Below are 23683 nucleotides of genomic sequence, written 5' to 3'. Positions count from 1 at the left end.
TTCCAACTAAGATAGATATTTCTTTCTTATAAAATGATGGTGAACCTGGCACCACCTGATGGTGAATGAGCTACTTCGATTGTGCCATTAGAACGTTCAATGATCGCCCGAGAAATAGCCAAACCAAGTCCTGTCTCGCCACCTTTGCCTTTAATAAACCGGTCAAATAATTGTGGCATCAGCGCTTCATCAATGCCGTCACCGTCATCATCTACAGTGATATAGAGCCGTCCTTGTTCGTGACGGGCTTCCACTAACACCTGCGTTTTCGCATGGCGAATGGCATTCGTCATCACATTCATTAAGGCGCGCAACACCTTCTCTTCATCAACGACGACGGTTAAATCATCAATGACCTTGTGATTTAACGCAATTTGTTGATCAGTGGCAAGTGGAATCGCTCGGTCAATGGCTTGTTGAATCAGATGTGAAATGTAGATAGTTTCATCATGATAGATTGTTTCATCACTATCTAACTTAGCGAGAAGAATCATTTCATTAATAATCTTTTTCAAACGACCAATTTCTTGTGTCATGACTTCTAGACCACGGGCCTCTTCCTCACCAGTAAATACACCGTCTTTGATTCCTTCGGCATAGCCTTGAATCGTCATGAGAGGTGTTTTTAACTCATGACTCGCATTTTGGAAAAATTGTTGCTGGGACTTCATATAGCGTTCCAGTGCCCTCGCCATATCGACCATACTTTCTTCTACTTCCTTGATTTCACCGGTCGCTTTGATTCTTTCTAATGCATCGAATTGGCGTTTTTCTACTTTCTTTAATTGATGCTTTAACTGTGTGAGTGGTGTGACTAAACGCATCGTTAAATAATGCGACAGAATAGCAATGACAATAACGCCAAACATAAACACAATCACGAGCCGGTTAAAAAATACACTTTGGACGGCTTGTAAGTCTCCCAGTGGTGTAATAAGGACGAGCTCTTGATTGAGTAACTCTGGATAAATCGGTAAGATTGAGACGACATACTCGGTCTCACCATCACTCCAAAGCGGTTGATTATTGTTCGTTAAGTCATAACGATTCACCCACGTTTCAATCGTCGATACTTCCAGCGAAGAAGAGTATAGCATCACTTGTTCATTGGCCCGGTTATATATAAACAAATAGACTTCTTCATCATTTAGCCAATCAGAAAAGTTTCTTGGCGCTACCTCACTGTATAAAAACTGCGCCAATAGTTCCCCTTTTTCTGCCAGTTGATCTTTTTCATTTTGAATTAATACATCGAGCAACAAGGAATGAATCGCAATCGTGACAAATAACATCGTTACAACGAGTAACGTTGTAAAGGCAACGGTCAGTTGTGTTTGAAGTTTCATTCGGCTTCATCCTGGCGAAGACGATAACCATAACCCCAGACCGTTTCAAGTGGGACACCGTCCATCTTTTTTCTTAACCGTTTCACTAAATCATCGACCGCACGGTCACTCCCGAAATAATCATCCCCCCACACAAGGGTAAGCAACTCTTCTCGGGAAAAGGCACGGTTTTGATTTTTCACAAGATGGTAAAGTAAATCATATTCCTTTGAGGTGACGTCAACCTCTTCATCATGCCAAAACACCCGGCGTTCATTATGGTTGATTGACAAGTCACCAACTGCTAACGTCTCACTTGTTAACGTCACGATTTCTTTCGGCTGCGTTCGTTTAAATAAACGCTTGACTCTGGCGACCAACTCTCTTGGACTAAAAGGCTTCGTTAAATAGTCATCACTACCAAGTTCTAGACCAAGAATCTTATCGACTTCTTCATCTTTTGCCGAAATAATAATAATCGGCACCTCACTTATTTGTCTGATTCGCTTACATAATTCATAGCCATCCATACCTGGCAACATAATATCTAATATCCACATATCCGGTTGTTGGTTCAAAGCGTAGCTCCAAGCACTTTCAGCATCACCAACAACAGACACCTCATACCCTTCTTTCACTAAATAGGCTTTCACAATATCTCTAATATTAGGATCGTCTTCAACGATAAACACATGTTCATGCATCGTGCTTCCTCCTTTTATCTATCTTCGTTCTCATTCATAAGTCGTTCAATGTTTATAGCTATCGTTCTTATTATAACATGCTTCAATAATCATTCTTTTCCCTTTTTACCCCGCATATAAATAGACGTCCTTTTATATTTTCTCATATTTTAACCGATGTGTCTTTCCATACTTTTTTCATAACTTTACCGTATTCATGCCTAAACTCTAACCTATACTAATAAGTATCAAGTCATTATTCACTTTTACATTATGAAAGGAGTCTTCCGAATGGATGAATTCAACAATATAAACAACGCGAGTAAAGAAAAAGAAACAAACGAAGAGAAAATGAACGAGGTTAATCAAGGTTATACGGAAGCATCAATTACGGATGAACCCGTACCGTTTGTCGAAAAAGAAAAACCAGAAAAGACTATAGTTAAAAAACAGAGTGTCCTCAGTCTTTGGCTCAGTGGTCTTGTTGGTGGTTTGACTGTCGCAGTGATTGGTTTTTTATTACTATTTAATGGGGTCATTCCATTTCAAAACGAAGCCATATCAAATAATGACACATCAGAACCAACGTCATCACTGATTCAAACAGGTACATCAGAAGATGACGTTTCAACTGACATGTTATCCAATGTCGGCGAAGCTGTTGTCGGCGTTGCCAATATCCAAGATCAAAGTTTGTGGTCAGAATCAAGTGATGCTGGTTCTGGTTCAGGGGTTGTCTATAAAATTGAAGATGAGCGAGCTTTTATCGTAACGAATCACCATGTGATTGATGGCGCCAACAGTATTGAAGTTATTTTAGCTGATGGCGAACGTGTAGAAGCGCAGTTACACGGATCTGACGAGTTAACGGATTTAGCCGTTCTTTCCATTGATAAAGCGCACGTGTCAACGGTCGCCACGTTCGGTTCATCTGAAGATTTAGTTGTGGGTGAAACTGCGATTGCGATTGGTAATCCTCTCGGAGAGGAATTTGCCGGCACTGTTACTAAAGGCATTATTAGCGGGGTCAATCGTTCGCTTACCGTCGATAGTAACCAAGATGGTCAAGCTGATTGGACTGTGGATGTTTTACAAACAGATGCCGCCATTAACCCTGGTAACAGTGGTGGAGCTTTAATCAATAGTCAAGGAGAAGTCATTGGAATTAATTCGATGAAAATTGCTTTAGAATCTGTCGAAGGGATTGGCTTTGCGATTCCGATTGATGAAGCTCAACCCATCATTGAACAACTTGAAACCGAAGGGGAAGTGAACCGTCCCTTTATCGGTATCAGTGCAGTAGACTTCTCAACTGTACCAACAGAGCACGTGACACGCACATTAAATCTTGATCCGAATGAAGTGACAAGTGGTATTGTGATTGCCGAAGTTCATCCAAATTCATCAGCCGCAGAAGCTGGACTTGAAACATATGATGTGATTACTGATATTGATGGTACAGCGATCACAAATATGATGGATTTACGTCAATACCTCTATCAAGAGACAAATATCGGTGACACCATTACTGTCACATTCTACCGTGATGGGACTCAGTCAACCATTGATATTACTTTACAAGGTGAGTAAGTCAAATTGACAAGTGATTTTCACTTGTTTCATATATATAAATAGGTTGGCACTCTCCCTTATCTTTAACGTGAAACTCAACCCTTATGTGTCAATCTACTAGAAGAGCCACGCCCAATGGGCGCGGCTCTTTTCTTTATCTATCTTACACTTTTTCTTATCTCTTACTATCTCGATTTGATAATATCATATCCACATGTAAAATCCCGTCTTCTAAATATTCTTCACTCACAGGTTCGAATCCAAAAGAGGAATAAAAATCATATAAATACACTTGCGCATGAATCTTTATATCGCTCGGGTTAAATTCATCTTTTATCACTCTGATCGCTTCACTGACAAGCTGTCGTCCTAACACTTTCTTACGATAGTCTGGATGGACTAATATCCGACCAATCGACGGTTCATGATACATCACACCGGGTGGAATAAGCCGACAATAGCTCGTGATCACCCCTTCTTCTTCAGTGAAGAGATGCAGACAATCTTGATCGATACCGTCTACTTCTGGATAAGGACAATTTTGTTCGACGACAAAAACGTCGACTCTTAGTTTTAATAATTGATACAGTGTATCAGTCGTTAAGTCATCAAATTGTTTGACTTGAAACATCTTTTCTCCTCCTGATCATATCAACATGGTAAATATCGCAATCCAAATAAGGTTCTGATATAACCTCAAAACCAAAACCCTGATAAAATTCGGTTAAATATTGTTCAGCCTGAATTTGGATTGATTTTGTATCAGCCTCCGAAGCGACCTCAACCGCTCGCTTAAGCAGCTGTTTACCTAAGCCTGTTTTGCGATGACTCTTCTTTACAATGACGCGACTAATGGTCGCCTCACTATAGACATACCCTTCTGGGATGATGCGACAGTAGCTCACGACTTTTCCTTCATCTTCATAATAGAGATGCAGACTCTGTTGATCTAAATCATCAAATTCATGATACGCACTCGTTTGTTCCACAATAAAGACATCAGAACGTAGCTTAGCAATCTCGTACCACTTATGTGGTGATAGGTCTTGAAATGTTTTCACGTGCCAACTCACCAAAAACCCCCCCTAAAATTCTCATTTATCGCATTTTTCTTTCTTTTCAGCTAGAATAATCATAACAAAACTTTTATTGGAGGGGTAGTCATGAAAACAATCGGATTTATCGGTACCGGTGTGATGGGAAAAAGTATGGCTGATCATTTAATTGAGGCAGGCTATGAGGTACATATTTATAATCGCACGAAAAGTAAAGCAATTGATTTGATCGAGCGAGGGGCGCATTGGCATGACGATGTCAAATCTGTGAGTGCCGTGAGTGACTGCGTAATGACAATGGTCGGTTATCCATCAGACGTTGAAGCAATATATTTCGGTGTAGATGGTATTATTGAACATGCGAAAAAAGGCAGTCTCCTGATTGACTTTACAACATCAAAGCCAGCCTTGAGTAAAAAAATTGAACAAGCTGCTCATAAGCATGGGTTGCAATCACTTGATGCCCCTGTATCGGGTGGTGATGTTGGCGCTAAAAACAAAGCTCTAACAATTATGGTCGGCGGCGAAGAAACGGCCTTTACTCGTGCCAAGCCACTTCTTGAACTGCTCGGTAAAAACATTATCCTACAAGGACCAAGTGGGGCCGGTCAACATACAAAAATGTGTAACCAAATCACGATCGCATCAAATATGATTGGGGTAACAGAAGCGATGCTTTACGCTAAAAAGGCAGGACTCGACCCTACCCGTGTATTAGACAGCATCTCACAAGGGGCCGCTGGCAGCTGGTCACTTGATAACCTTGCGCCTAGAATGATTAAACAAGATACCGCCCCTGGTTTTTATATTAAACATTTTATTAAAGACATGACCATCGCAAAGAACGCAGCCGACGAGATGGGGCTTCATGCACCTGGTTTGAGTCTTGCCTTATCGATGTATCAACAATTAGCGGATGAAGGACTCGAGGACTTAGGCACACAAGCGCTTTACTTACTCTACAACAAAGCCTAACCCAAACATCATGAATATTAATATTCTAACAGTAATCATTACAACACAAGCGCAAAGCATCGATGCTTTGCGCTTGTGTTGTAACTTATCTTAGCCGCTATTTCTTTTGTTTCTTCTTCAACTGTTCATCATAGTTATTCACGACAAAAGCTAAGTCATTGTTACTGAACTGGCTCATCACGTCAATGAGTAACGCCGTATCGACATCAAGCCCTTCATCTTTTCCTACCGTTTGTTCATTGATTTCTTCTAATTGTTTAGGGACAAGTTGGGTCGGATAGGCTTCTTGGTATAACGTGGCCGGGTCTAAATCATGATTTACACACCACTGACAAAACAATAAAATCATCGTCTCTTCTTGTTGCTGGTAATGTTTAATCACCGCTTCTTCTTGTGCTTTTTTGTCATATTGATCCACTGTTTGTTCACCTTCTTTTCTATACAAGTAGTGTAGTAGATATCTGAGCTTTTTGTAAAGTATAAAACAAAGCCTCTTTCTGACTCTGTCACTTTATTAACTTAAAGGTTGATAAAGTTTATGTATTTCATTATAATGGATGATGCAAGAGACTAAGTTGATTTACCCCTACATCCGTATCTTGCAAATACGAAAAATAGGTGGTTATAAGAAAATGGAAAATTATCAAGTATTATTGTATTATCAATATGTTGACATTAAAAACCCGGATCAATTCGCTAAAGAACACAAACGTGTTTGTGCAGACTTTAATTTACTTGGACGGATTTTAATCTCACATGAAGGGATTAACGGTACCTGTTCAGGAACAAAAGAAGATACTGAGCGTTACATTCAGTATATGAATAATCATCCGATGTTTCATGAGATGCCGTTTAAGATTGACCCAGCGGAAGGCCATGCCTTTAAGAAGCTGAAAGTTAAATCACGCCCTGAGCTTGTGACATTGAGACTAGGCGCTGAGGATATTAATCCAAATGAAATCACAGGAAATTATCTAGAACCAAAAGATTTCTACGAAGCGATGCAAGATGAGAACACCGTTGTCATCGATGCCCGCAACGACTACGAATACGACCTCGGTCACTTCCGCGGGGCCGTGCGTCCAGATATCCATACATTCCGCGAATTACCTCAATGGATTGATGAGCATAAAGAGAAGTTTAAAGGTAAACGCATCTTAACTTATTGTACCGGCGGGATTCGTTGTGAGAAATTCTCTGGTTGGTTACTTCAAAAAGGCTTTGAAAATGTCAACCAACTCCATGGTGGGATTGCGACTTATGCGAAACACCCAGAAACAAAGGGGCAATTATGGGACGGTAAAATGTATGTCTTTGACGAAAGAATCAGTGTGCCGATTAACCAAGTAGAACACGTGGTTGTTGGTCGCGATTATTTTGACGGCGAACCTTGTGAACGCTATGTAAATTGCGCTAATCCTGAATGTAATAAACAATTCATCTGTTCAGAAGAAAACGAACATAAACATTTACGTAGTTGTACACATGACTGCCGTGTGCACGAACGTAACCGTTATGTAGAAGAATACGAACTAACAGAAGCAGATGTGGCTGCACGTTTAGCAGCCCTTGAACAAGATACACAGAAAGCGATCTAATTCGCCACTATTTTATACAACATAATAATGAGCGGCATGCCTTATCACGTAAGGGATGACCGCTCATTTTTTCTTTCTGATCTGCAAAATAACTTTTTAGAATATCAAAAAAAGAATTTAGATTTTTGTTTATCAATAGCTAGGCGTGTATTAATGACGCCAATCGGATTCAAATAAACTCATAAAGTACGTATCATAATATTTCCCGTTCACAAAGCAATGGTCTTTAAACGTGCCTTCAATCTTAAAGCCTAACTTTTCATATAAACCTTTTGCTTTTTCATTAATGCCTCGTGTGGTGAGATACACTTTATTCAGGCGTAAGTGATCAAACGCATACGACAGCATCTGAAGCATCGCCGCTTCCCCGTGACCTTGTCCTTGATGCTCTCGGTCTAACATGAGGCCAATCTCAGCTCTCCCGTGGCTTTGGTTGATCGATGTTAAATGAATCCATCCAAGCTTATCATGTTGGCGTGATTCAATCACATAAATTTCTGCCCCGGTCTGTTCCATCTGTTCAACCATCTCTTCAATCGCTGTTAAACTTTTCGGTGTGTGTCCAATCATCGTTAATGTTGTTGGGTCATTGTACCACCGTTTCACATCAACTAAATCTTCATACTCAAGTGGACGGAGTGTTACTTGTACAGCCATTTTCTTCACCTCATTTATTTTTTTCAAATGAACAATCGACTATTGTTATCATTATGTAATTAGCCTTTTTACATTGCTCTTAAACCTTATCATTTTCTCTACTATTTAATATCTTCTATTTACCTGCTTATCATTGATTAACCTTTTAAACAATAGGGTATACACAAGAAGTGGCTCATTCGCTATTAATTCGTACCAGTGCGTAACTAAAGCCAAATCAGATGAAAATTAATATATGACACGGAGGGAAAAGTATGAGTATTTATGAATTTAACGTCCAAACAATCGATCATAAAGAGCAGTCGCTTGAGGATTATAAAGGCAAGGTTGTCTTAATCGTCAATACGGCAACAAAATGCGGGTTAAAGAATCAGTTTAACAGTCTCGAAACACTGTATCAAAAATACAAAGATGATGGGTTTGTCGTATTAGGTTTCCCGAGTAATCAGTTCTTAAATCAAGAACCAGGGACAGACGAAGAAGTCAGTCAAGCATGCCAGCTTAATTTTGGCGTCACCTTTCCACTGTTTAGTAAAATTAATGTGAACGGGAAAGACGCCCATCCATTATTTAAGTACTTAACCAAACAACAGTCGGGCATCTTAGGCGGGGCAATCAAATGGAACTTCACCAAGTTTCTCATTGACCGAGACGGCAATGTCGTCAACCGTTTTGCGCCAAAAACAGAACCAGAAGCGTTTGAAGGTGAGATAAAAAAGTTACTCTAAATACAAAACAGACAAAGAAGACATAAATCATTAGTGATATATGTCTTCTTTGTCTGTTTTTATTTGTCACATTTAATAATCTATCAAAAAAATTCATGTTTGTACTTACTAACATATAGCGATATGCTTTTCATTGTAACACTTTAACACCCATTATAACGGGCCGAAATATGGCGGTTTTTAGATATTTTACCGATAGGTAGTTAAACATATTTTAGGCTATTGATGAATGAGAATTGTGACTAGATGATGTGTTGATCATGAATAACTGTCAGTACATATTCATGATCATATTGGGACATTATGTACTTTTTAGTCTTTTTTTCTTTTTTCTGTTGACGGATAGTTTTGATAGGTCTATACTTTGTTTATTGATTAATAAACGAAAAGGAGGTCACAATCATGAATTCAATCATTGTAAAACCCGCACCTATGACACAAGTAAATGATTTCACCGTGACCTCCACTGATATGATGTTTGCCTAAATTATTCGGCTCATCTTTACTTATCATTTTGACGTTAAGTAAGGATTGATCGATACATTTAGCACATCTTCAAACCACGTGGTCACGAGAATATTCGTGACCTTTTTTTGCGTATACCCATCACTTTTAGATGGGTGTTTAGCACAGACGTCTCGGATGTCTGTGCTTTTTTTCGTTTAATCAATCATTAACGAAAAGGAGGAAAAAGAAATGTTAGTAAGAACACCCATTAAAAATGACAACCAAGGAGAAGGCTTTGGCTAGTCAAATGTTTATGTGTTAGAAAAGGAGTGAACAACATGTTTCAAGTATTTAAAAAGTTAGCTTGGTTTTTTAAAGACCAATGGTTACGTTATCTGGTCGCAATTATGGCACTTATGTTCGCAAGTTTCCTTGACCTTATTCCCCCGAGACTCGTCGGGAATGCGATTGATGCCATTCAGTTCAACGAACTGACCAAAGAATCGTTAACTGAGACACTACTCATATATGGCGGACTCATCATTTTAACGTATGCGATTATGTTTTTATGGGATTATACTTTATTTAGCGGTGCTTTGTTGCTTGAACGGCAAATACGTTCAAAGTTAATGCGTCACTTTCTCATGATGAGCCCACGATTCTTTAGTAAAAACCGGACCGGTGACTTAATGGCCCGGGCCACGAATGATTTAAAAGCCATCATGATGACATCAGGCTTTGGTATTTTAACGCTTGTCGATTCAACGGTATACATGTCTTTTATCGTCTTAATGATGGGCTTTACCGTGAACTGGACATTGACATTGATGGCCCTCATTCCAATGCCAATTATGGCCATTATTGTTTATAAGTACGGAGAAATTATTCATTTACGCTTTACCGATGCTCAGGAAGCGTTTAGTGACTTAAACAACTATACCCTTGAATCCATCCGCGGGGTTAGTGTCACAAGGGCGTTTGTTCAGGAAAATCATGACCTGGAACGCTTTAAAGAAAAAACACAAGACGTGTTTATTAAAAATAAAGCTGTCGCTCAGATGGAAGCTTTCTTTGAACCAACGATGAAAATCCTTGTCGGGATATCTTACACCATTGGTTTAGGTTACGGCGCCATCATGGTGATGGATAACCGTATCTCAATTGGCGACCTTGTCTCATTTAACGTCTATTTAGGTATGATTATCTGGCCGATGTTTGCGATTGGTGAACTCATTAATGTGATGCAGCGTGGGAACGCGTCCCTCGACCGGGTCAATCATGTCTTAAAACAACAATCGGACGTGAAAGAACCAAAACAACCGGTTGAAGTAAAGAAACCAGAAGTCATTCAATTTAACGACGTAACGTTTCGTTATCCAGGCTCAAAAGAGCCGGCCTTAAAAAACATTCATTTAAACATAAAACAAGGGGAAACGATTGGGATTGTCGGTAAAACTGGCGCAGGTAAAACAACGTTATTCAAACAACTATTAAGACAATACCCTGCACCAGAAGGCGACTTACGCATTAATGATGTGCCTATTGATCAGTTATCACTTGATTTGACGCGCGAGTGGATTGGCTACGTGCCGCAACAACACATTTTATTCTCTAAAACGGTACGCGAGAATCTCTTATTTGGGGTTGGTCATGCCTCTGATGACGTGATTAATAAGATGCTGACATCAACTTCGTTAAAGTCTGATATCGATGCCCTTTCAAACGGACTTGATACGCTTGTAGGCGAAAGTGGGGTCACATTATCGGGTGGTCAAAAACAACGGTTATCATTAGCCCGAGCGTTGTTAATGGATCCTGAGATGTTAATCTTAGATGATGCCTTATCTGCCGTTGATGGTAAAACAGAAGCAACAATTATTGACCATTTAAAAGCAGAGCGCCAACAAAAAACAACCTTGATTGCGGCTCACCGTTTATCAGCTGTCACCCATGCGGACCAAATTATTGTTCTGACAGACGGTAAAATCACAGAACACGGAACCCATGACACTCTCATGCAGCAAAATGGCTGGTACAAAGAACAATTTATGATTCAACAAATGACTGAGGAGGTGGAGACTGAATGAAAGCCTCTGTAGAAAAACGTTTATTACGTTATCTTTTCATTAACAAACAAACGATTACGTTTGCGCTCATTGCCCTCATTATTGCGGTCGCCTTAGAACTCACTGGACCGTTCATCGCCAAACAAGTGATTGACCGCCACATCGTTGGCGTTCAAACCGAGTGGGCGACAGTCACTAACAATAATGACAACGACACGATTGAGCTCAACGATCGCTACTTAAAAAGAGCCGATCGGTTAGACGAGGACGATGTGGTTACTGGTACCGTCACATTTGTTCAAGTAAACCGTGACTATTATCTCGCCGAAGGTAAGGTTCCGGTTGGTGAGACACTTCGCGTGTCAGAAGATGGACAGTCACTTATGTCTGAGTCGGAAAATTTTCAAGCAGAAAAATTATCTGCTGGCACCGCGGCTAACTTTTTTACACCGGAAGTACAACCCATTATGCTTTGGTTAGCGCTTTATCTTGGCTTGATTTTAATTGCCTCCGTCTTCCAATATCTAAAGACGTATTTATTACAAGTCCATGCGAATAAAATCATTCAAACGATGCGGAATGATGTCTTTGAAACGGTTGAGCGCTTACCGATGCGCTATTTTGTCAATATGCCAGCCGGGAAGATTTTAGCACGGGTGACGAATGACACCGAAGCCATTAAAGAACTGTATGTCCGGGTATTAGAAACATTTGTGAACGGATTTATTTATATGGCGGGTATTATTATTGCCCTTTATTTATTAAATCCAACCTTGGCAACGATGAGTCTCATGTTATTGCCCCTCCTCATGTTGTTTATGAAGTTTTATAAAGCGTATGCCGGGAAATACAATGAAGTGATTCGTTCAGTTAATAGCGATATTAACGCATCTATTAATGAATCCATCCAAACGATGCCGATTATTCAAGCCTTTAGACGGACGAATGACCGAGCTAATGAGTTTGAACAGTTAAATGACAAGCATTACCGCTATCAAAAGAAAATGGTGGCCCTATCAGCGCTCACATCATACAACTTAGTGAATGTCCTTCGCGGGATTGCGTTTCTTAGCTTTATTTGGTTCTTCGGTAACCAGTCCTTGACTGGGACGATGCTCGTCTCAACTGGTTTGCTCTATGCCTTTGTTGATTATTTAACGCGGCTATTCGAACCGATGACTCAAATGGTCAATCAATTACCTCAGTTAGAACAAGCAAGAGTCTCAGCTGGACGCGTGTTTCAGTTACTTGATGAAGAAACTGAAGTGATTGAAGAAAATACTTTACCTAGAATTAAAGGTGACGTAAGATTTGACCATGTCACTTTCGGTTATGACAAAGGTGAGACGATTTTAAATGATTTGTCTTTCCACGTTGCACCAGGTGAAACAACCGCCTTTGTCGGCCATACTGGTTCTGGCAAAAGCTCCGTGATGAATTTACTATTTCGGTTCTACGATCCTGACAGCGGCACCGTTCAATTAGATGGTATGGATACACAAACACTTACGCGACAACAAACACGGGCACATATGGCGATTGTCTTACAAGACCCGTTTATCTTTACTGGGACAGTGCTTTCTAACATCACATTAAATGATCCAAACATCAGTCGCGATAAAGCGATTGAAGCGCTAAAAGCCGTCGGGGCAGATCGTTTTATCGAAAAGCTGCCACGACAGTATGATGAGCCCGTTGGTGAAAATGGGAATGAATTCTCAACCGGACAGCGTCAACTTTTATCATTCGCAAGGGCGTTAGCTTTTGACCCAGCGATTCTTATCTTGGACGAGGCAACAGCTAATATCGACTCTGAAACAGAAATGATGATTCAGGAAGCGATGAATGTTTTAAGTAAAGGACGGACCATGCTCGTAATTGCCCATCGACTTTCGACGATTCAACACGCAGATCAAATTATCGTCCTAAATAAGGGTGAAATTATTGAACGCGGAACACACCTGTCATTACTAAATGAAAAAGGTAGTTATTATCAGATGTATAAGATGCAACAAGCCGGTATAGAAGAAGCAATGTAAGAGTAAAACATACGAGATAACAGACAGAACAAATCAATTTTATAATATTTGATGTCAGTGAAGAGATGTTTAGTAAGACAGAGATTGTTTGCTAAAATAACCCACTGACATCTTTTTTATAAAGTAAACAAGTACGCCCATAATACGAGTTTAAAAGCGAAATGTGTTCGTTCGACAGCAACGAAATAATTTCACCTACACATTCACAACAACTCAAGCCTATGTCCTGAATTATTGAGACCACTGCAATTAGGAAATACATACTATAAGATTATTAAGCATGAAGTGAGGACCTTTACTGTCATCATTTTCATTCAGGACCGAAAAAGTCGTACCTCGGATCCTGAAAAAATTTAACAAAATATTGCAATAAAAACATTTACATTATTAATAATTATATATATAATTTATTTACAAATTAAAAAAGGACACTGATTTGTAAAACCAAAACTAAGGAATGGAGTATGATTATGAACAAAACATCTAAATACCTTTTGACCATTGCTATTTGTTTCTCGTTACTTATTCCCACATTTAATATGAGTGTTTTCGCTTCTGCTTCTGAAAGTGATAATAGTTTTACATTTGTTGATGAAAATAATAACAAAATTACATTAGTACAAGAATCTGATGGAACTATAAAACAATATCTTAACGATGAAATAACAAATTCCTCCAAAGTAGATAAAAAGAATAATACTTTGGTAGAAGTAGAGTATGATAATGGAAAACTAAGTAATGTAGAAGAAAGCAATATAGAAGATTTAATCACTGATGCTGATCCTAAAAGTGAACTTTCATCATATGAAATAGGACCAAGTACTCAAATTGCAAGTCCATCAAACCTAATTGTCCTGAATGCCAGCAGTGCTTTTCCGTATTCATCTGGCTATTCTTATGTAAAGTCATATAAAGATCTAATTTTTGGTTATACTACTAAAGGCTATAAAAAAAGTAGTGGTAGTTCATTTACATCAGAGAAAAAAATTCACCTTTTAAGAGATATGACTCTGTCTACTGCTGTAAGTTTACTTATCTCTGCTTTAGGTGGATCTGTAACTTGGTCTATTGCAGCTGGCGCGCTCACTGCAACATTAAGTTCAGCATTAATTAATGGAGTATTGACTAAGGATATAGACACTAAAGCACATTATGAAACTAAGTGGGAAACTTGGTTAGGGATTGTAAAAGGCTGGAATTATTATAAAAATAGCGGGAAAAAATACCTTAGAGTTATGATAGATAGTCCTAGCAGAGAAACTCTAAAATATACAGGTCCTGTTGGATATGTTTACAGCTATGACACTTTTCTTCGAGACTCAATAATTGATTATACAAATAGATAATCACTTCAATCAAACATAGGAGTGAATCAAGTTGAACAAGTATGAAAAAATTGCTAATAAAGGCAAAGTATTCGCTTTTGTACTATATCCATTCTTTCTTTCTATTGTAAGTACAGCTACAGTATTACTTGGTGGATTTTTTTGGGGCATTATTACATATGGTTTCTCATATACAATAGAGAGATATAAAGAAATCTATGTAAATAGTATTCTATATTATTATATTCTCGTATTTGCAATTTTTTTCTCAGTTATGAGTATTTTTATGTGGCATAACAATTACAAGAGGAAATCAAATAAGTAGTATTGCTTTTTACTCTAAGATAAAACTCTAAGTCATTTATCTTAAAATGAGTGATGTAACTGCTAAAATAAAGTATACAGATTTCTCCTGATAAAAATGAACACTTTTTACACCAAATAATAGTCTCATGCGTTATGATAGATTTATTAATAGGTGGGTGTAAAGGGTGTAAAAATACATGTGATTTTACAAGTACATCAACTACATAAACAAGGATTTAGCATATCAGCCATTTCTAGAAAGTGTGACATGGGGACATTACTCGTTGCTGAATTAGTAATGAGAAGTCTCTCATTGATTATTGGGCTAAAAGGTATAAACAAAGCGTTTAAGCATTATTTTACTAGTTGATAATATGTAATTTCGAATGTATTTTATGGTGAGTGAATACGTAACCTCTTCTTCTCATTTCTATATAACTAGAAATGTTTAGCCCGGTCATCTTTAGGTATTAAACCTAATAATGACCGGGCTTATGTTCATTTTAAAACATTAAAATTCTTTGACTAAGTTAGCCATTTCAATCGCTGATACAGCAGCATCCGCACCTTTATTCCCTGCTTTTGTACCGGCACGCTCAATCGCTTGTTCAATCGTTTCCGTCGTTAAGACACCGAAGATTGTTGGTACGTCTGTTGTCATTGTCACTTGTGAAACACCTTTAGCCACTTCATTACATACATAGTCAAAGTGTGGCGTTGACCCACGAATAACCGTCCCTAGCGTAATCACTGCATCATACTTCTTTGATGCCGCCATTTTCTTTGCGATTAACGGAATCTCAAAAGCTCCCGGTACCCACGCAACGGTAATATCTTCATCTTTTACACCGTGACGCTTTAACGTATCTTCTGCCCCGCCGAGTAACTTCCCGGTAATAAATTCGTTAAATCTCCCTACGACAATCCCAATCTTTAAATCTGTGCCTACTAATGTGCTTTGTACTGTGTTTACCATGTCTATTTCCTCCTATTTTCACTCAGTATTTTTATCGTTATACTATTTAATCAATCATTTTAGTCAGCTATTAACAGCGGCCCGCTATCACTTATCCGAAAATAAATGACCAAGTTTCGTGCTTTTTGTTTTTAGGTAGTCTGCATTGTTTTCATTCGCTGTTATTTCAATCGCTTGGCGTTCATTAATATTAATCCCATAACGCGTTAAGCCCTCTAGCTTTCTCGGATTGTTCGTCATTAACGTAATTGTTTCAAGCCCTAAATCTTTTAAAATTTGAGCCGCAATAGAATAATCACGTAGATCTGCACCAAATCCTAATTGGTGATTGGCTTCAACCGTGTCATACCCTTGTTCTTGAAGCTCATAGGCTTTTAGTTTATTAATCAGCCCAATGCCGCGGCCTTCCTGACGCATGTAAATGACAGCACCCACACCACGTTCTTCAATCGTTTCAAGCGCTCGCTCAAGTTGCGGCCCGCAGTCACAGCGTTTTGAACCGAATACATCGCCGGTGAGACATTCCGAATGCACGCGAACGAGTGGTGCTTCTTCTTTCGTTAGATTACCTTTAATGAGTGCTACATGTTCTTTACCGGTGACTTTTTCAACATAGCCAACCATCTTAAAATCACCAAGTGACGTTGGTAGCTGAATATTCGCTTCACGCGTCACGAGTCTATCATGCCTTTTTCGGTACTCGACCAGTTGTTCGATCGTAATCATCACAAGACTTTCTGCTTCTGCGAAGGCTTTTAATTCACTTGTGCGCATCATTTGTCCATCTTCTCGCATAATTTCACAAATAACCCCAACAGGTTTTGCGCCCGCAAGTTTAGCTAAATCAATAGCTGCTTCCGTATGTCCTGGTCGCTTCACAACCCCATCAGGGTCGGCAATCAGTGGAAACACATGACCGGGTCGTTTAAAATCAACTGGCGTACTACCTTCTTCTAATAAAGCAAGAATCGTTTGTGATCGTTCAAAGGCGCTAATGCCTGTATGCGTATCAACATGATCGATACTAATAGAAAAGTTCGTTCCGTGGTCATCCGTATTTCTGGAGACCATCTCTGTAAGCAGCAGCTTGTCAGCCAGTGTCTTCTCAATCGGCGTACAAATCAAGCCTTTACCTTTTGTGGCCATATAGTTGATGACGTCAGGTGTCGCATGTTCACCTAAAGCGATAAAATCCCCTTCATTTTCCCGGTGCTCATCATCAATGACAATAATGACTTCTCCTCGTTTTAATGCTTCAAGTGCTTGTTCAATCGTATGCATCTTACTCCCCCCTTAATAAAACCCTAAATCTTTTAATTTATCTTCTGTTATACCTGATGATTGCTTCTCATGACTTTGATGCGTCAACAGACGCTCCATATATTTCATTAAGACATCATACTCAATATTAACCGTATCGCCTGCTTCTTTTGCGCCAAGAATGGTCGCCGCTTGCGTTTCTGGGATGAGTGATAATGTAAAACTTGTCTCATCCACATGAAAAACCGTCAGTGACGTTCCATCAACGGTCACCGAACCTTTCTCTGTGAGATATTTCAATTTATCGTAAGGAACAGTAATTTTGACATATTTCGCAATCGTATCACGCCACGTCTTTTCAATCGTCGCCACATGATCAACGTGACCAGACACAAAATGCCCACCAAACCGACCATTCGCATGCATCGCCCGTTCTAAATTCACATAACTTCCTTTAGCTAAATCTTTTAAATTCGTCGCCGCATACGTTTCAGGCATCACATCGACGGAAAACTGATCCTTTGTAAAGTGGGTCACCGTTAAACAGACCCCGTTCACACTAATGGAATCCCCAATATGCACGTCACCGAGAACTTTTTTCGCCCCAACCGTTAAGACGAGACTACGTCCGTTTTTAGAGATGGTTTGTAAAGTGCCTTTTTCTTCAACAATTCCGGTAAACACAACTAATTCCCCGCTTTCTTGATGGCTTTAATAAAGAGATCTTCACCTATTCGTTCCACATGTTCAAATGATAAAGCAAAGGCATCGTTCATCCACTCTGGCGATTGACCACCAATCACCCCAAAGCTATCTTTACCTGTCAGTAACTTAGGCGCAATATAGACGTGACACTCATCAACAAAACCACTTTCAACAAAGCTTTTATGCACCGTCTCGCCACCTTCAACATAGACCGATTGAATATTCAACTCGGCTAACTGCTTAAGTAATTCAGGAATCTCTACTTGTTGACTTGACAGCTGAATCACACCTACCGTTGGATGTTTTTCTTTAAACACATCCATGTCCGCTTCTTTCCCGCAAACGACATACGTTTGATGATCATCATGAAATAGCGTTAAATGATCAGGCAAATGTAAGTCATTCGCTAGCACAATCCGAATAGGATGTTTACCGTATTCAGGTTGCCTTACCGTTAGGCTTGGGTTATCTTTTACCGCCGTGCCTTTACCGATGAGAATCGCATCGTATTTCGCTCGCATATGATGCACATGTTCTCGTGCTTTCTCACCTGTCACCCAACGACTATCACCGGTTTTCGTGGCCGTTTTCCCGTCAAGTGTCATCGCCGCTTTCAATGTGATAAATGGTCGTTTTTCTTTCATAAAGTGAAAAAACGTTTGATTGAGTGCGACTGCTTCTTCTTTCATCAAGCCGACTTCAACGGATAATCCGGCATCTTTTAACCAGTTAATCCCGCGACCACTCACTAAAGGATTGGGATCTTCCGTTGCGACAATCACACGTTTAATCCCTGAATCAATTAACAAACGGCTACATGGTGGTGTTTTCCCTGTATGCGAACACGGTTCTAATGTGACATACGCCGTTGCGCCTTCAGCCTTGTCACCCGCTTGTTGAATAGCTAAAACTTCCGCATGGCCTTCTCCAGGAACTAAATGACTCCCAAGACCTACAATCACACCATCACGCACAAGCACACAGCCAACGGATGGATTCGGTGATGTTTGTCCTACGGTTCCTTTCGCCAACTCAATGGCAAGCGCCATGTAATCTTGATCCTTCATTTTTTCACTCCTTCCTTGATACCTTTTCATTATTTTTATTCAAATAGATCTTTTTTGGTCAAAAAACACCCCAAATCAAAAGACTTGGGGTGTTTACATTAAAGAAATGATCAACAAATAAACAGTCCTCGCCTGTATATTTACAGACGTATCCCTGCACTTTGTCATTTCTTGTTTCATCTTTTTCCCATCCAGACTTTCACTGTCGGCTTTGGAATTTCACCAAATCCACCTTCACAATCATTGATTGATCCGGGTCACGGACTTAAGGTTTGTCGTTCACCTCTTACCGTCGGTCGGGAATTACACCCTGCCCCAAAAGATTACTATTCGATTGCTCACATTCTAACATACTTTTTTATAAGGTGCACGACATTTGTTCAAAAAAATAAAGACCGCACATAGACGGTCTTTAAAGTTCTTCTCCTATAATTCTTACTTCTCGTTCTAATGCCACACCAAAGGTGTCTTTCACTGTCTGTTGGACCATTTCAATAACGGCAATATAGTCACTGGCCGTCGCATGATTTTTATTTACGATAAAGCCAGCATGTTTGGTAGACACTTCTGCCCCACCAATACCTTTACCTTGCAGACCACTATCTTGAATGAGTTTTCCAGCAAAGTGACCCGGTGGCCGTTTAAATACACTGCCACACGACGGATATTCTAACGGCTGTTTAGTCTCACGTCTTTCTGTTAAATCATCCATTATCGCTTTAATTTCTTGTCGGTCTTTTTTCACTAGGGCAAAACGCGCCTCTAACACAATCCAGTTATTCTCACCAACATTACTTGTCCGGTAACCAAGAGCCAGATCAGAAGCCTTCACATCAAGTACTTCTCCCGTTTCAGTCATCACTGTCACTGACGCTAAACAATCTTTCACTTCCCCGCCATAAGCACCCGCATTCATAAATACCGCTCCGCCGACAGTCCCTGGAATACCACAAGCAAATTCAAGTCCTGAAAGAGAGGCTTCAAGAGCATAATAAGATGTATCAATAATCGTTGCCCCACCTCCAGCAATCACGCTATCACCTTTAGCCGTGATGGTATTTAAGTGCGACAAGCTCATCACAATCCCACGGATCCCACCATCTCGAATAATGAGGTTCGATCCATTACCGAGTAACGTAAGCGGGAGCTGATACTCTCTACTAGCTTTTACGACGCCTTGTACTTCCTCAATCGACTTAGGAAAAGCAAATACATCTGCCGGTCCACCTAATTTGGTATATAAATATTGTCCCATTGGTTCATTAAAATGTAATTCAACACTGGGTAAATCTTTGATCAATTTATTTTTTATTTCTTCAGCTAATCGCATACTCTTCATCCTTTATCTCAACATTCTTCACCTATTATAACAGAAACACTCCACAACAACATCTCTAAACAAATCCTAGTCACTCTGGAAAATCCACTTCTAAAAAGTTGTTTTTTGTCTGTATTTGTATGGTTTTTCCCAAAAAGACGCTTAACATTTCTATATGACGGGAATGTAATATTATATCCTTTTATTATCTTTAAACCTGTTTATTTGTCATGATTAGGCATTCCTTTTAATGGCTTAACCGGAGGCGAAAAAAGATGCTCAACCCTAATAAATTACGCTTAAAGTACTTTCTTATACCTTTTATTTCTTTGATGATTATTTTTTTCTTCCTCACATTTATTGCAACCACTAATTCTATTAAACGATCGACTAATGATTTTGAAGCAGAGGCAAGTCGCATTGCGATCGCTTACTCTAATGTACTAGCAAAATCAAATGAAGCTTACACGACAATTACGAAACTTTTAGATGACAAATTAGCCCTATCAGCCCAGGGCATCAACCAAGAGATTGATATGGCAACTAACACATCATTACAACAATTAGCTGATAAATACTATGTAGACGATATCCATTATTATAATGCGAACCGTGAAATTATCTTAAGTAACGTCCCGGAATATATTGGCTGGCAAGTGCCTACTGATCATCCCATTAATGATGTTTTAAATGATACGGGTGACTTTTTGATTGAAGATATTCGTAAAGATACAGAGGGCAATGACTTTTTCAAATATGCTTATCTCAGACAAAAGGATAATTATTTTCTGCAGATTGGGCTATTAGCAGACGATGTTCATCAGATATTGCAGTCATTTGAATTAGAAGGGGTGATTGATGACATTATTTCTTTATCTTAAATTCAAATAAAATTAACATAATGTCATAATGCTGGTATAACGGGACTTTGGGTATTACTTTATACAAGCGAGTTTATCTTTAAATATTAAAAGTGACCATAATTTTAGACGTTGGTCACTTTTCTTGTCACCTCAATATCTTTTTTGGTGGAGACGGTGGGAGTCTGTTAGTAAGTTATAACTATATGTTAAAAGTAACACTATACGTTTATTTATAAAGGTTTATTAACGTCACTATGACTGTTAGTAAACCTTTAATTTTACTCACTTTGTATCATATTTGTATCACGAAAAAAATTATTTCAATTAGCAGGATATTTGCTATCGAATACAGAATATTACATCACAAGACAAAAACTGAGGAGGATTAAAATGAATCACAACTATTGGAAAGTCGGTATGTATGAATGTGGGATGATTACTCAATGTTTTAAAGTTGATTCAGAATCTCAAGCTAAACAAATTGCTGAAGGTTGGTCAAAATTTAATGCGCCTATGGAAATATTTATCGTTTCGGATAACGGCACATTCTTGAACAGAGATGGTTATAGTCAATTGTTTAAGAGTTGGTAAGTATTAATTATGTGAAGCAAAAGACTAGATCATCTTAAGCAATATGCAAACGACTAAAGAATGGAGTTTTTTAAATGTATGAATTAATTTTACCACCACTTACTGGGTTGTTTGGAGTAGTGATTGGTGGATTTATAACATATCAATCGCAAGCAAATTCTGATAAAAGACGCTTTAAACATGAGTTAAAAAAACGATTAGATGAAGAGAAAAGAGCAAGGTTAATCGCCTATAGTAAAATCATAAAAGCTGATACCCATTCTCCACTCATTCATGGTGCTCCATTAAATCAAAGAAATAGTTTCAATTGGAGAGTTTACGAAAGTAATGTTAGAGATATTTTATATGCTAACTTGCATTTATTCGATGAAAAGTTGATATACCTTATTATACAAATAGACGGCGAAAAATACCAAATAGATCTAGTTGGTGATGAGCATATTTATAATGAAAAAATGTATACTCATTACAATTTGATAATAAGCCACATTTTAGAAGAATTAAGGAACAATTATAGGACTTACATTGAATAAATAAAAAAGCCCCTCACGATTAGTGAAGGGCTTTAACTCTGTCTATTTAAACGTACCTGCATTCAATCGTCTTTGTAACTCTTTAACGACTAGTGACGGACGACTTAACTTATTATCTTTAACAGTACCTAAATAAGCTTGTAACGCACCGATTGTAACAGGACCAAGTAAACCGTCTTGTTTAACTTTAAGCAGCTTTTGTAATGCTTTAATGACTAAGCTACCTTTTTTGCCGGTGCCGAATTCTGCAGTCGTGCCGTAAAGCGCTTCTGCGATTTCGTTACGAGACTGATCACTTAAAATACCATCTTGTACAGTACCTAAAGTTTTTTGCAATGCTTTTGTTGTTGCATTTCCCCACTTTCCATCTACAACTAAATTATTTTCTGGATATAAATCTTTTTCTAAATACTGTTCTGGATCAACAGCGTTAGACTTAGCCATATTCCACAATCCGCCTTTATGCAATTCAAAATGCAAGTGCTGACCTGTTGAGTTGCCCGTATCCCCCATCTGACCAATGACGTCGCCTTGTTCTACGCGTTGGCCGTCTTTAAAACGTCGTGAGTTTTCTCGCATGTGTGCATAGACTGTTTCCCAAGTCTCGCCATTAATTTCATGTTCAATCATGATTGTTTCGCCGTATGAAGTCGATGTATAGCTACGTCTTACTACACCGTCAGCAGCTGCGAAAATAGGACGTGAACCAGGCTTCGCGATGTCAATCCCGTTATGTTTAGATTGAGCTTCGCCTGTGATTGGATGACGACGCCAGCCAAATGGGCTTGTCACGCGTTTTGTCGTTGTTGGCCAAATAAATGTTTGTGCCATATTAAATCTCTCCTTTTTTTATTTAAATTTAGTTTCGTGCAATGCTAGCGTTAGCCCACATAACCGATTGTTCAAGATTGGTAATCGCCAAAGACTTTTCTCTGCTGTTCGGACACTGCTCATCAATCAGGTAAGCCAGTTCTTTTGCTTTCTCTCGGATAGCTGTGTATTTTTCTGGTTGTCCTTCTTTTGGGGCATGGTACATAAAATTATTTTCAATTTGTTGATTCATTGTTACTCGTCTCCTTTCGGCTGTGTATATGTCATCGCTTGTTTGCTGTCTTTAACACCTTTTGTGGTTGGATCACTAACGATACCTAACAACGCCAAAACGACAAATACAGCATTAATAAAATTAATTGCTTCATTGCTTATTTTGTCGGCAGGCACCTCAAAACCAAACCAAGAACCAACGATTTGTCCTACTAAAAGCAAAGCGGGGATAATGCTCAACCAAAATGTTTTGTTTTTTAACCTCACTTTAATGTTCATATCTATTCTCCTTCCAAGATTCAAGTTTTGTAATTCTTACTTCATGATCGTTCATTTTTTCTGCGCCTTTATTCAATCTTTCGTCTGTTTTTTGATTAGCTTTTCGCATTTCTTGCTGTGTATATGTCATATTGTCGTTCAACTTACTGATTTGATAGTTTAAATCTAATAGCGTCGTATTGAGATTTTTAGCTATCTTGTAAAAGGCGACAATAGCACTAATCATTATCCCCGCAATGTACAAGCTATCTTTAATCGTTACTAAACTCAC

General features: G+C 38.9%; 25 protein-coding genes and 1 riboswitch. Of the genes, 10 read left to right on the top strand and 15 right to left on the bottom strand.

Annotated elements, in window-relative coordinates; all coding sequences use genetic code 11:
- Positions 1-26 precede the first annotated feature (26 nt).
- Together BM390_RS07540 and BM390_RS07535 are read right to left on the bottom strand one after the other, a co-directional pair.
- The gene (locus tag BM390_RS07540; RefSeq protein WP_062322716.1) at positions 27-1346 is read right to left on the bottom strand and encodes a sensor histidine kinase; all 1320 of its coding nucleotides are present in this window, start codon (positions 1344-1346) and stop codon (positions 27-29) included.
- Positions 1343-2029, bottom strand: coding sequence for a response regulator transcription factor (locus BM390_RS07535; RefSeq protein ID WP_089853988.1), 687 nt, complete (start codon positions 2027-2029; stop codon positions 1343-1345). The genes BM390_RS07540 and BM390_RS07535 overlap by 4 nt, the downstream gene beginning before the upstream one ends.
- A 270-nt stretch (positions 2030-2299) precedes the next feature.
- Between BM390_RS07535 and BM390_RS07530 the strand changes: the two genes are divergently transcribed.
- Positions 2300-3598: a S1C family serine protease gene (locus tag BM390_RS07530; RefSeq protein ID WP_062322718.1), complete on the top strand. Its 1299-nt coding sequence runs from the start codon at positions 2300-2302 to the stop codon at positions 3596-3598.
- A gap of 157 nt (positions 3599-3755) precedes the next feature.
- On the opposite strand, the gene BM390_RS07525 is transcribed toward BM390_RS07530, so the two are convergent.
- Positions 3756-4211 carry a GNAT family N-acetyltransferase gene (locus BM390_RS07525; protein WP_089853985.1) on the bottom strand — a complete coding sequence of 152 codons (456 nt, stop codon included), beginning with the start codon at positions 4209-4211 and terminating at the stop codon, positions 3756-3758.
- Positions 4189-4653 (bottom strand): GNAT family N-acetyltransferase, encoded by a 465-nt coding sequence (locus tag BM390_RS07520; protein ID WP_062322720.1) that lies wholly within the window; start codon positions 4651-4653, stop codon positions 4189-4191. Before BM390_RS07520 ends, BM390_RS07525 begins: the two co-directional genes overlap by 23 nt.
- Positions 4654-4743: 90 nt before the next feature.
- Here BM390_RS07520 and BM390_RS07515 point away from each other — a divergent pair, with 90 nt between their 5' ends.
- Positions 4744-5610: an NAD(P)-dependent oxidoreductase gene (locus BM390_RS07515; RefSeq protein WP_089853982.1), complete on the top strand. Its 867-nt coding sequence runs from the start codon at positions 4744-4746 to the stop codon at positions 5608-5610.
- A 97-nt stretch (positions 5611-5707) separates the two neighbouring features.
- Here the strand turns inward: BM390_RS07515 and yxiS are convergent, their stop codons facing one another.
- Complete coding sequence (gene yxiS, locus BM390_RS07510) at positions 5708-6028, bottom strand: protein YxiS (RefSeq protein ID WP_256212405.1); 321 nt, start codon at positions 6026-6028, stop codon at positions 5708-5710.
- Between the two features lie 214 nt (positions 6029-6242).
- Here yxiS and trhO point away from each other — a divergent pair, with 214 nt between their 5' ends.
- Positions 6243-7208 (top strand): oxygen-dependent tRNA uridine(34) hydroxylase TrhO, encoded by a 966-nt coding sequence (trhO, locus tag BM390_RS07505; protein WP_062323387.1) that lies wholly within the window; start codon positions 6243-6245, stop codon positions 7206-7208.
- A gap of 150 nt (positions 7209-7358) precedes the next feature.
- Here trhO and BM390_RS07500 read toward each other — a convergent pair whose 3' ends face one another.
- Positions 7359-7865, bottom strand: a complete 507-nt coding sequence (locus BM390_RS07500; RefSeq protein ID WP_062323385.1) for a GNAT family N-acetyltransferase — start codon at positions 7863-7865, stop codon at positions 7359-7361.
- A 254-nt stretch (positions 7866-8119) separates the two neighbouring features.
- Here BM390_RS07500 and BM390_RS07495 point away from each other — a divergent pair, with 254 nt between their 5' ends.
- The 4 genes from BM390_RS07495 (at position 8120) to BM390_RS07480 (ending at position 14491) form a co-directional block, all read left to right on the top strand.
- Positions 8120-8593: a glutathione peroxidase gene (locus tag BM390_RS07495; RefSeq protein WP_062323383.1), complete on the top strand. Its 474-nt coding sequence runs from the start codon at positions 8120-8122 to the stop codon at positions 8591-8593.
- 785 nt (positions 8594-9378) lie between these two features.
- A complete protein-coding gene (locus tag BM390_RS07490; protein WP_089853978.1) occupies positions 9379-11127 on the top strand; it encodes an ABC transporter ATP-binding protein in 1749 nt (582 codons plus the stop codon).
- Positions 11124-13145 (top strand): ABC transporter ATP-binding protein, encoded by a 2022-nt coding sequence (locus tag BM390_RS07485; protein ID WP_089853975.1) that lies wholly within the window; start codon positions 11124-11126, stop codon positions 13143-13145. Before BM390_RS07490 ends, BM390_RS07485 begins: the two co-directional genes overlap by 4 nt.
- Before the next feature lie 470 nt (positions 13146-13615).
- Complete coding sequence (locus tag BM390_RS07480) at positions 13616-14491, top strand: hypothetical protein (protein ID WP_062323382.1); 876 nt, start codon at positions 13616-13618, stop codon at positions 14489-14491.
- 796 nt (positions 14492-15287) lie between these two features.
- Here the strand turns inward: BM390_RS07480 and ribH are convergent.
- From ribH to murB, 5 genes are all read right to left on the bottom strand, one after another.
- On the bottom strand, positions 15288-15752 hold the full coding sequence (ribH, locus tag BM390_RS07470; protein WP_062323378.1) for a 6,7-dimethyl-8-ribityllumazine synthase: 465 nt from the start codon (positions 15750-15752) through the stop codon (positions 15288-15290).
- A gap of 87 nt (positions 15753-15839) precedes the next feature.
- Positions 15840-17033, bottom strand: a complete 1194-nt coding sequence (locus tag BM390_RS07465; RefSeq protein WP_062323376.1) for a bifunctional 3,4-dihydroxy-2-butanone-4-phosphate synthase/GTP cyclohydrolase II — start codon at positions 17031-17033, stop codon at positions 15840-15842.
- A gap of 12 nt (positions 17034-17045) precedes the next feature.
- The gene (ribE, locus tag BM390_RS07460) at positions 17046-17696 is read right to left on the bottom strand and encodes a riboflavin synthase (protein ID WP_062323375.1); all 651 of its coding nucleotides are present in this window, start codon (positions 17694-17696) and stop codon (positions 17046-17048) included.
- 2 nt (positions 17697-17698) lie between these two features.
- Entirely contained in the window at positions 17699-18784 is a 1086-nt protein-coding gene (gene ribD / locus BM390_RS07455) for a bifunctional diaminohydroxyphosphoribosylaminopyrimidine deaminase/5-amino-6-(5-phosphoribosylamino)uracil reductase RibD (protein WP_062323373.1), read from the bottom strand.
- Between the two features lie 175 nt (positions 18785-18959).
- Positions 18960-19111, bottom strand: a riboswitch (FMN riboswitch).
- A gap of 85 nt (positions 19112-19196) precedes the next feature.
- On the bottom strand, positions 19197-20114 hold the full coding sequence (murB, locus tag BM390_RS07450; protein ID WP_062323371.1) for a UDP-N-acetylmuramate dehydrogenase: 918 nt from the start codon (positions 20112-20114) through the stop codon (positions 19197-19199).
- Positions 20115-20377: 263 nt separating this feature from the next.
- On the opposite strand from murB, the gene BM390_RS07445 reads away from it, so the two are divergent.
- From BM390_RS07445 to BM390_RS07435, 3 genes are all read left to right on the top strand, one after another.
- Complete coding sequence (locus BM390_RS07445) at positions 20378-20983, top strand: hypothetical protein (RefSeq protein ID WP_089853972.1); 606 nt, start codon at positions 20378-20380, stop codon at positions 20981-20983.
- Positions 20984-21355: 372 nt separating this feature from the next.
- Positions 21356-21556, top strand: coding sequence for a hypothetical protein (locus BM390_RS07440; RefSeq protein ID WP_089853969.1), 201 nt, complete (start codon positions 21356-21358; stop codon positions 21554-21556).
- 74 nt (positions 21557-21630) lie between these two features.
- The gene (locus tag BM390_RS07435; protein ID WP_089853966.1) at positions 21631-22089 is read left to right on the top strand and encodes a hypothetical protein; all 459 of its coding nucleotides are present in this window, start codon (positions 21631-21633) and stop codon (positions 22087-22089) included.
- Positions 22090-22131: 42 nt separating this feature from the next.
- Here BM390_RS07435 and BM390_RS07430 read toward each other — a convergent pair whose 3' ends face one another.
- Genes BM390_RS07430 through BM390_RS07415 form a run of 4 tightly spaced genes read right to left on the bottom strand, consistent with a single transcriptional unit; the run spans position 22132 to position 23683 of the window.
- The gene (locus tag BM390_RS07430; protein ID WP_089853963.1) at positions 22132-22920 is read right to left on the bottom strand and encodes a M23 family metallopeptidase; all 789 of its coding nucleotides are present in this window, start codon (positions 22918-22920) and stop codon (positions 22132-22134) included.
- A gap of 28 nt (positions 22921-22948) precedes the next feature.
- The gene (locus tag BM390_RS07425; protein ID WP_089853959.1) at positions 22949-23152 is read right to left on the bottom strand and encodes an Acb2/Tad1 domain-containing protein; all 204 of its coding nucleotides are present in this window, start codon (positions 23150-23152) and stop codon (positions 22949-22951) included.
- Between the two features lie 2 nt (positions 23153-23154).
- A complete protein-coding gene (locus BM390_RS07420) occupies positions 23155-23412 on the bottom strand; it encodes a phage holin (protein ID WP_307725275.1) in 258 nt (85 codons plus the stop codon).
- Complete coding sequence (locus tag BM390_RS07415; protein ID WP_089853956.1) at positions 23402-23683, bottom strand: hypothetical protein; 282 nt, start codon at positions 23681-23683, stop codon at positions 23402-23404. Before BM390_RS07415 ends, BM390_RS07420 begins: the two co-directional genes overlap by 11 nt.

It is taken from the genome of Halolactibacillus miurensis (genome assembly GCF_900116255.1).
GTDB classification, from domain to species: domain Bacteria; phylum Bacillota; class Bacilli; order Bacillales; family Amphibacillaceae; genus Halolactibacillus; species Halolactibacillus miurensis.
The sequence above is the reverse complement of the archived record's forward strand: the minus strand, read 5'-3'. Positions and strand labels throughout refer to the sequence as shown.

Bases quoted from the DNA above. Each gene is read 5' to 3' on its own strand.
- trhO (WP_062323387.1), top strand. From the start codon at position 6,243: ATGGAAAATTATCAAGTATTATTGTATTATCAATATGTTGACATTAAA.
- ribD (WP_062323373.1), bottom strand. From the start codon at position 18,784: ATGAAGGATCAAGATTACATGGCGCTTGCCATTGAGTTGGCGAAAGGA.
- BM390_RS07540 (WP_062322716.1), bottom strand. From the start codon at position 1,346: ATGAAACTTCAAACACAACTGACCGTTGCCTTTACAACGTTACTCGTT.
- ribH (WP_062323378.1), bottom strand. From the start codon at position 15,752: ATGGTAAACACAGTACAAAGCACATTAGTAGGCACAGATTTAAAGATT.
- BM390_RS07440 (WP_089853969.1), top strand. From the start codon at position 21,356: ATGAATCACAACTATTGGAAAGTCGGTATGTATGAATGTGGGATGATT.
- BM390_RS07465 (WP_062323376.1), bottom strand. From the start codon at position 17,033: ATGCATACGATTGAACAAGCACTTGAAGCATTAAAACGAGGAGAAGTC.
- BM390_RS07485 (WP_089853975.1), top strand. From the start codon at position 11,124: ATGAAAGCCTCTGTAGAAAAACGTTTATTACGTTATCTTTTCATTAAC.
- BM390_RS07435 (WP_089853966.1), top strand. From the start codon at position 21,631: ATGTATGAATTAATTTTACCACCACTTACTGGGTTGTTTGGAGTAGTG.
- BM390_RS07430 (WP_089853963.1), bottom strand. From the start codon at position 22,920: ATGGCACAAACATTTATTTGGCCAACAACGACAAAACGCGTGACAAGC.
- BM390_RS07420 (WP_307725275.1), bottom strand. From the start codon at position 23,412: ATGAACATTAAAGTGAGGTTAAAAAACAAAACATTTTGGTTGAGCATT.
- BM390_RS07525 (WP_089853985.1), bottom strand. From the start codon at position 4,211: ATGTTTCAAGTCAAACAATTTGATGACTTAACGACTGATACACTGTAT.
- BM390_RS07495 (WP_062323383.1), top strand. From the start codon at position 8,120: ATGAGTATTTATGAATTTAACGTCCAAACAATCGATCATAAAGAGCAG.
- BM390_RS07530 (WP_062322718.1), top strand. From the start codon at position 2,300: ATGGATGAATTCAACAATATAAACAACGCGAGTAAAGAAAAAGAAACA.
- BM390_RS07515 (WP_089853982.1), top strand. From the start codon at position 4,744: ATGAAAACAATCGGATTTATCGGTACCGGTGTGATGGGAAAAAGTATG.
- BM390_RS07425 (WP_089853959.1), bottom strand. From the start codon at position 23,152: ATGAATCAACAAATTGAAAATAATTTTATGTACCATGCCCCAAAAGAA.
- BM390_RS07480 (WP_062323382.1), top strand. From the start codon at position 13,616: ATGAACAAAACATCTAAATACCTTTTGACCATTGCTATTTGTTTCTCG.
- murB (WP_062323371.1), bottom strand. From the start codon at position 20,114: ATGCGATTAGCTGAAGAAATAAAAAATAAATTGATCAAAGATTTACCC.
- BM390_RS07490 (WP_089853978.1), top strand. From the start codon at position 9,379: ATGTTTCAAGTATTTAAAAAGTTAGCTTGGTTTTTTAAAGACCAATGG.
- BM390_RS07445 (WP_089853972.1), top strand. From the start codon at position 20,378: ATGCTCAACCCTAATAAATTACGCTTAAAGTACTTTCTTATACCTTTT.
- BM390_RS07500 (WP_062323385.1), bottom strand. From the start codon at position 7,865: ATGGCTGTACAAGTAACACTCCGTCCACTTGAGTATGAAGATTTAGTT.
- BM390_RS07535 (WP_089853988.1), bottom strand. From the start codon at position 2,029: ATGCATGAACATGTGTTTATCGTTGAAGACGATCCTAATATTAGAGAT.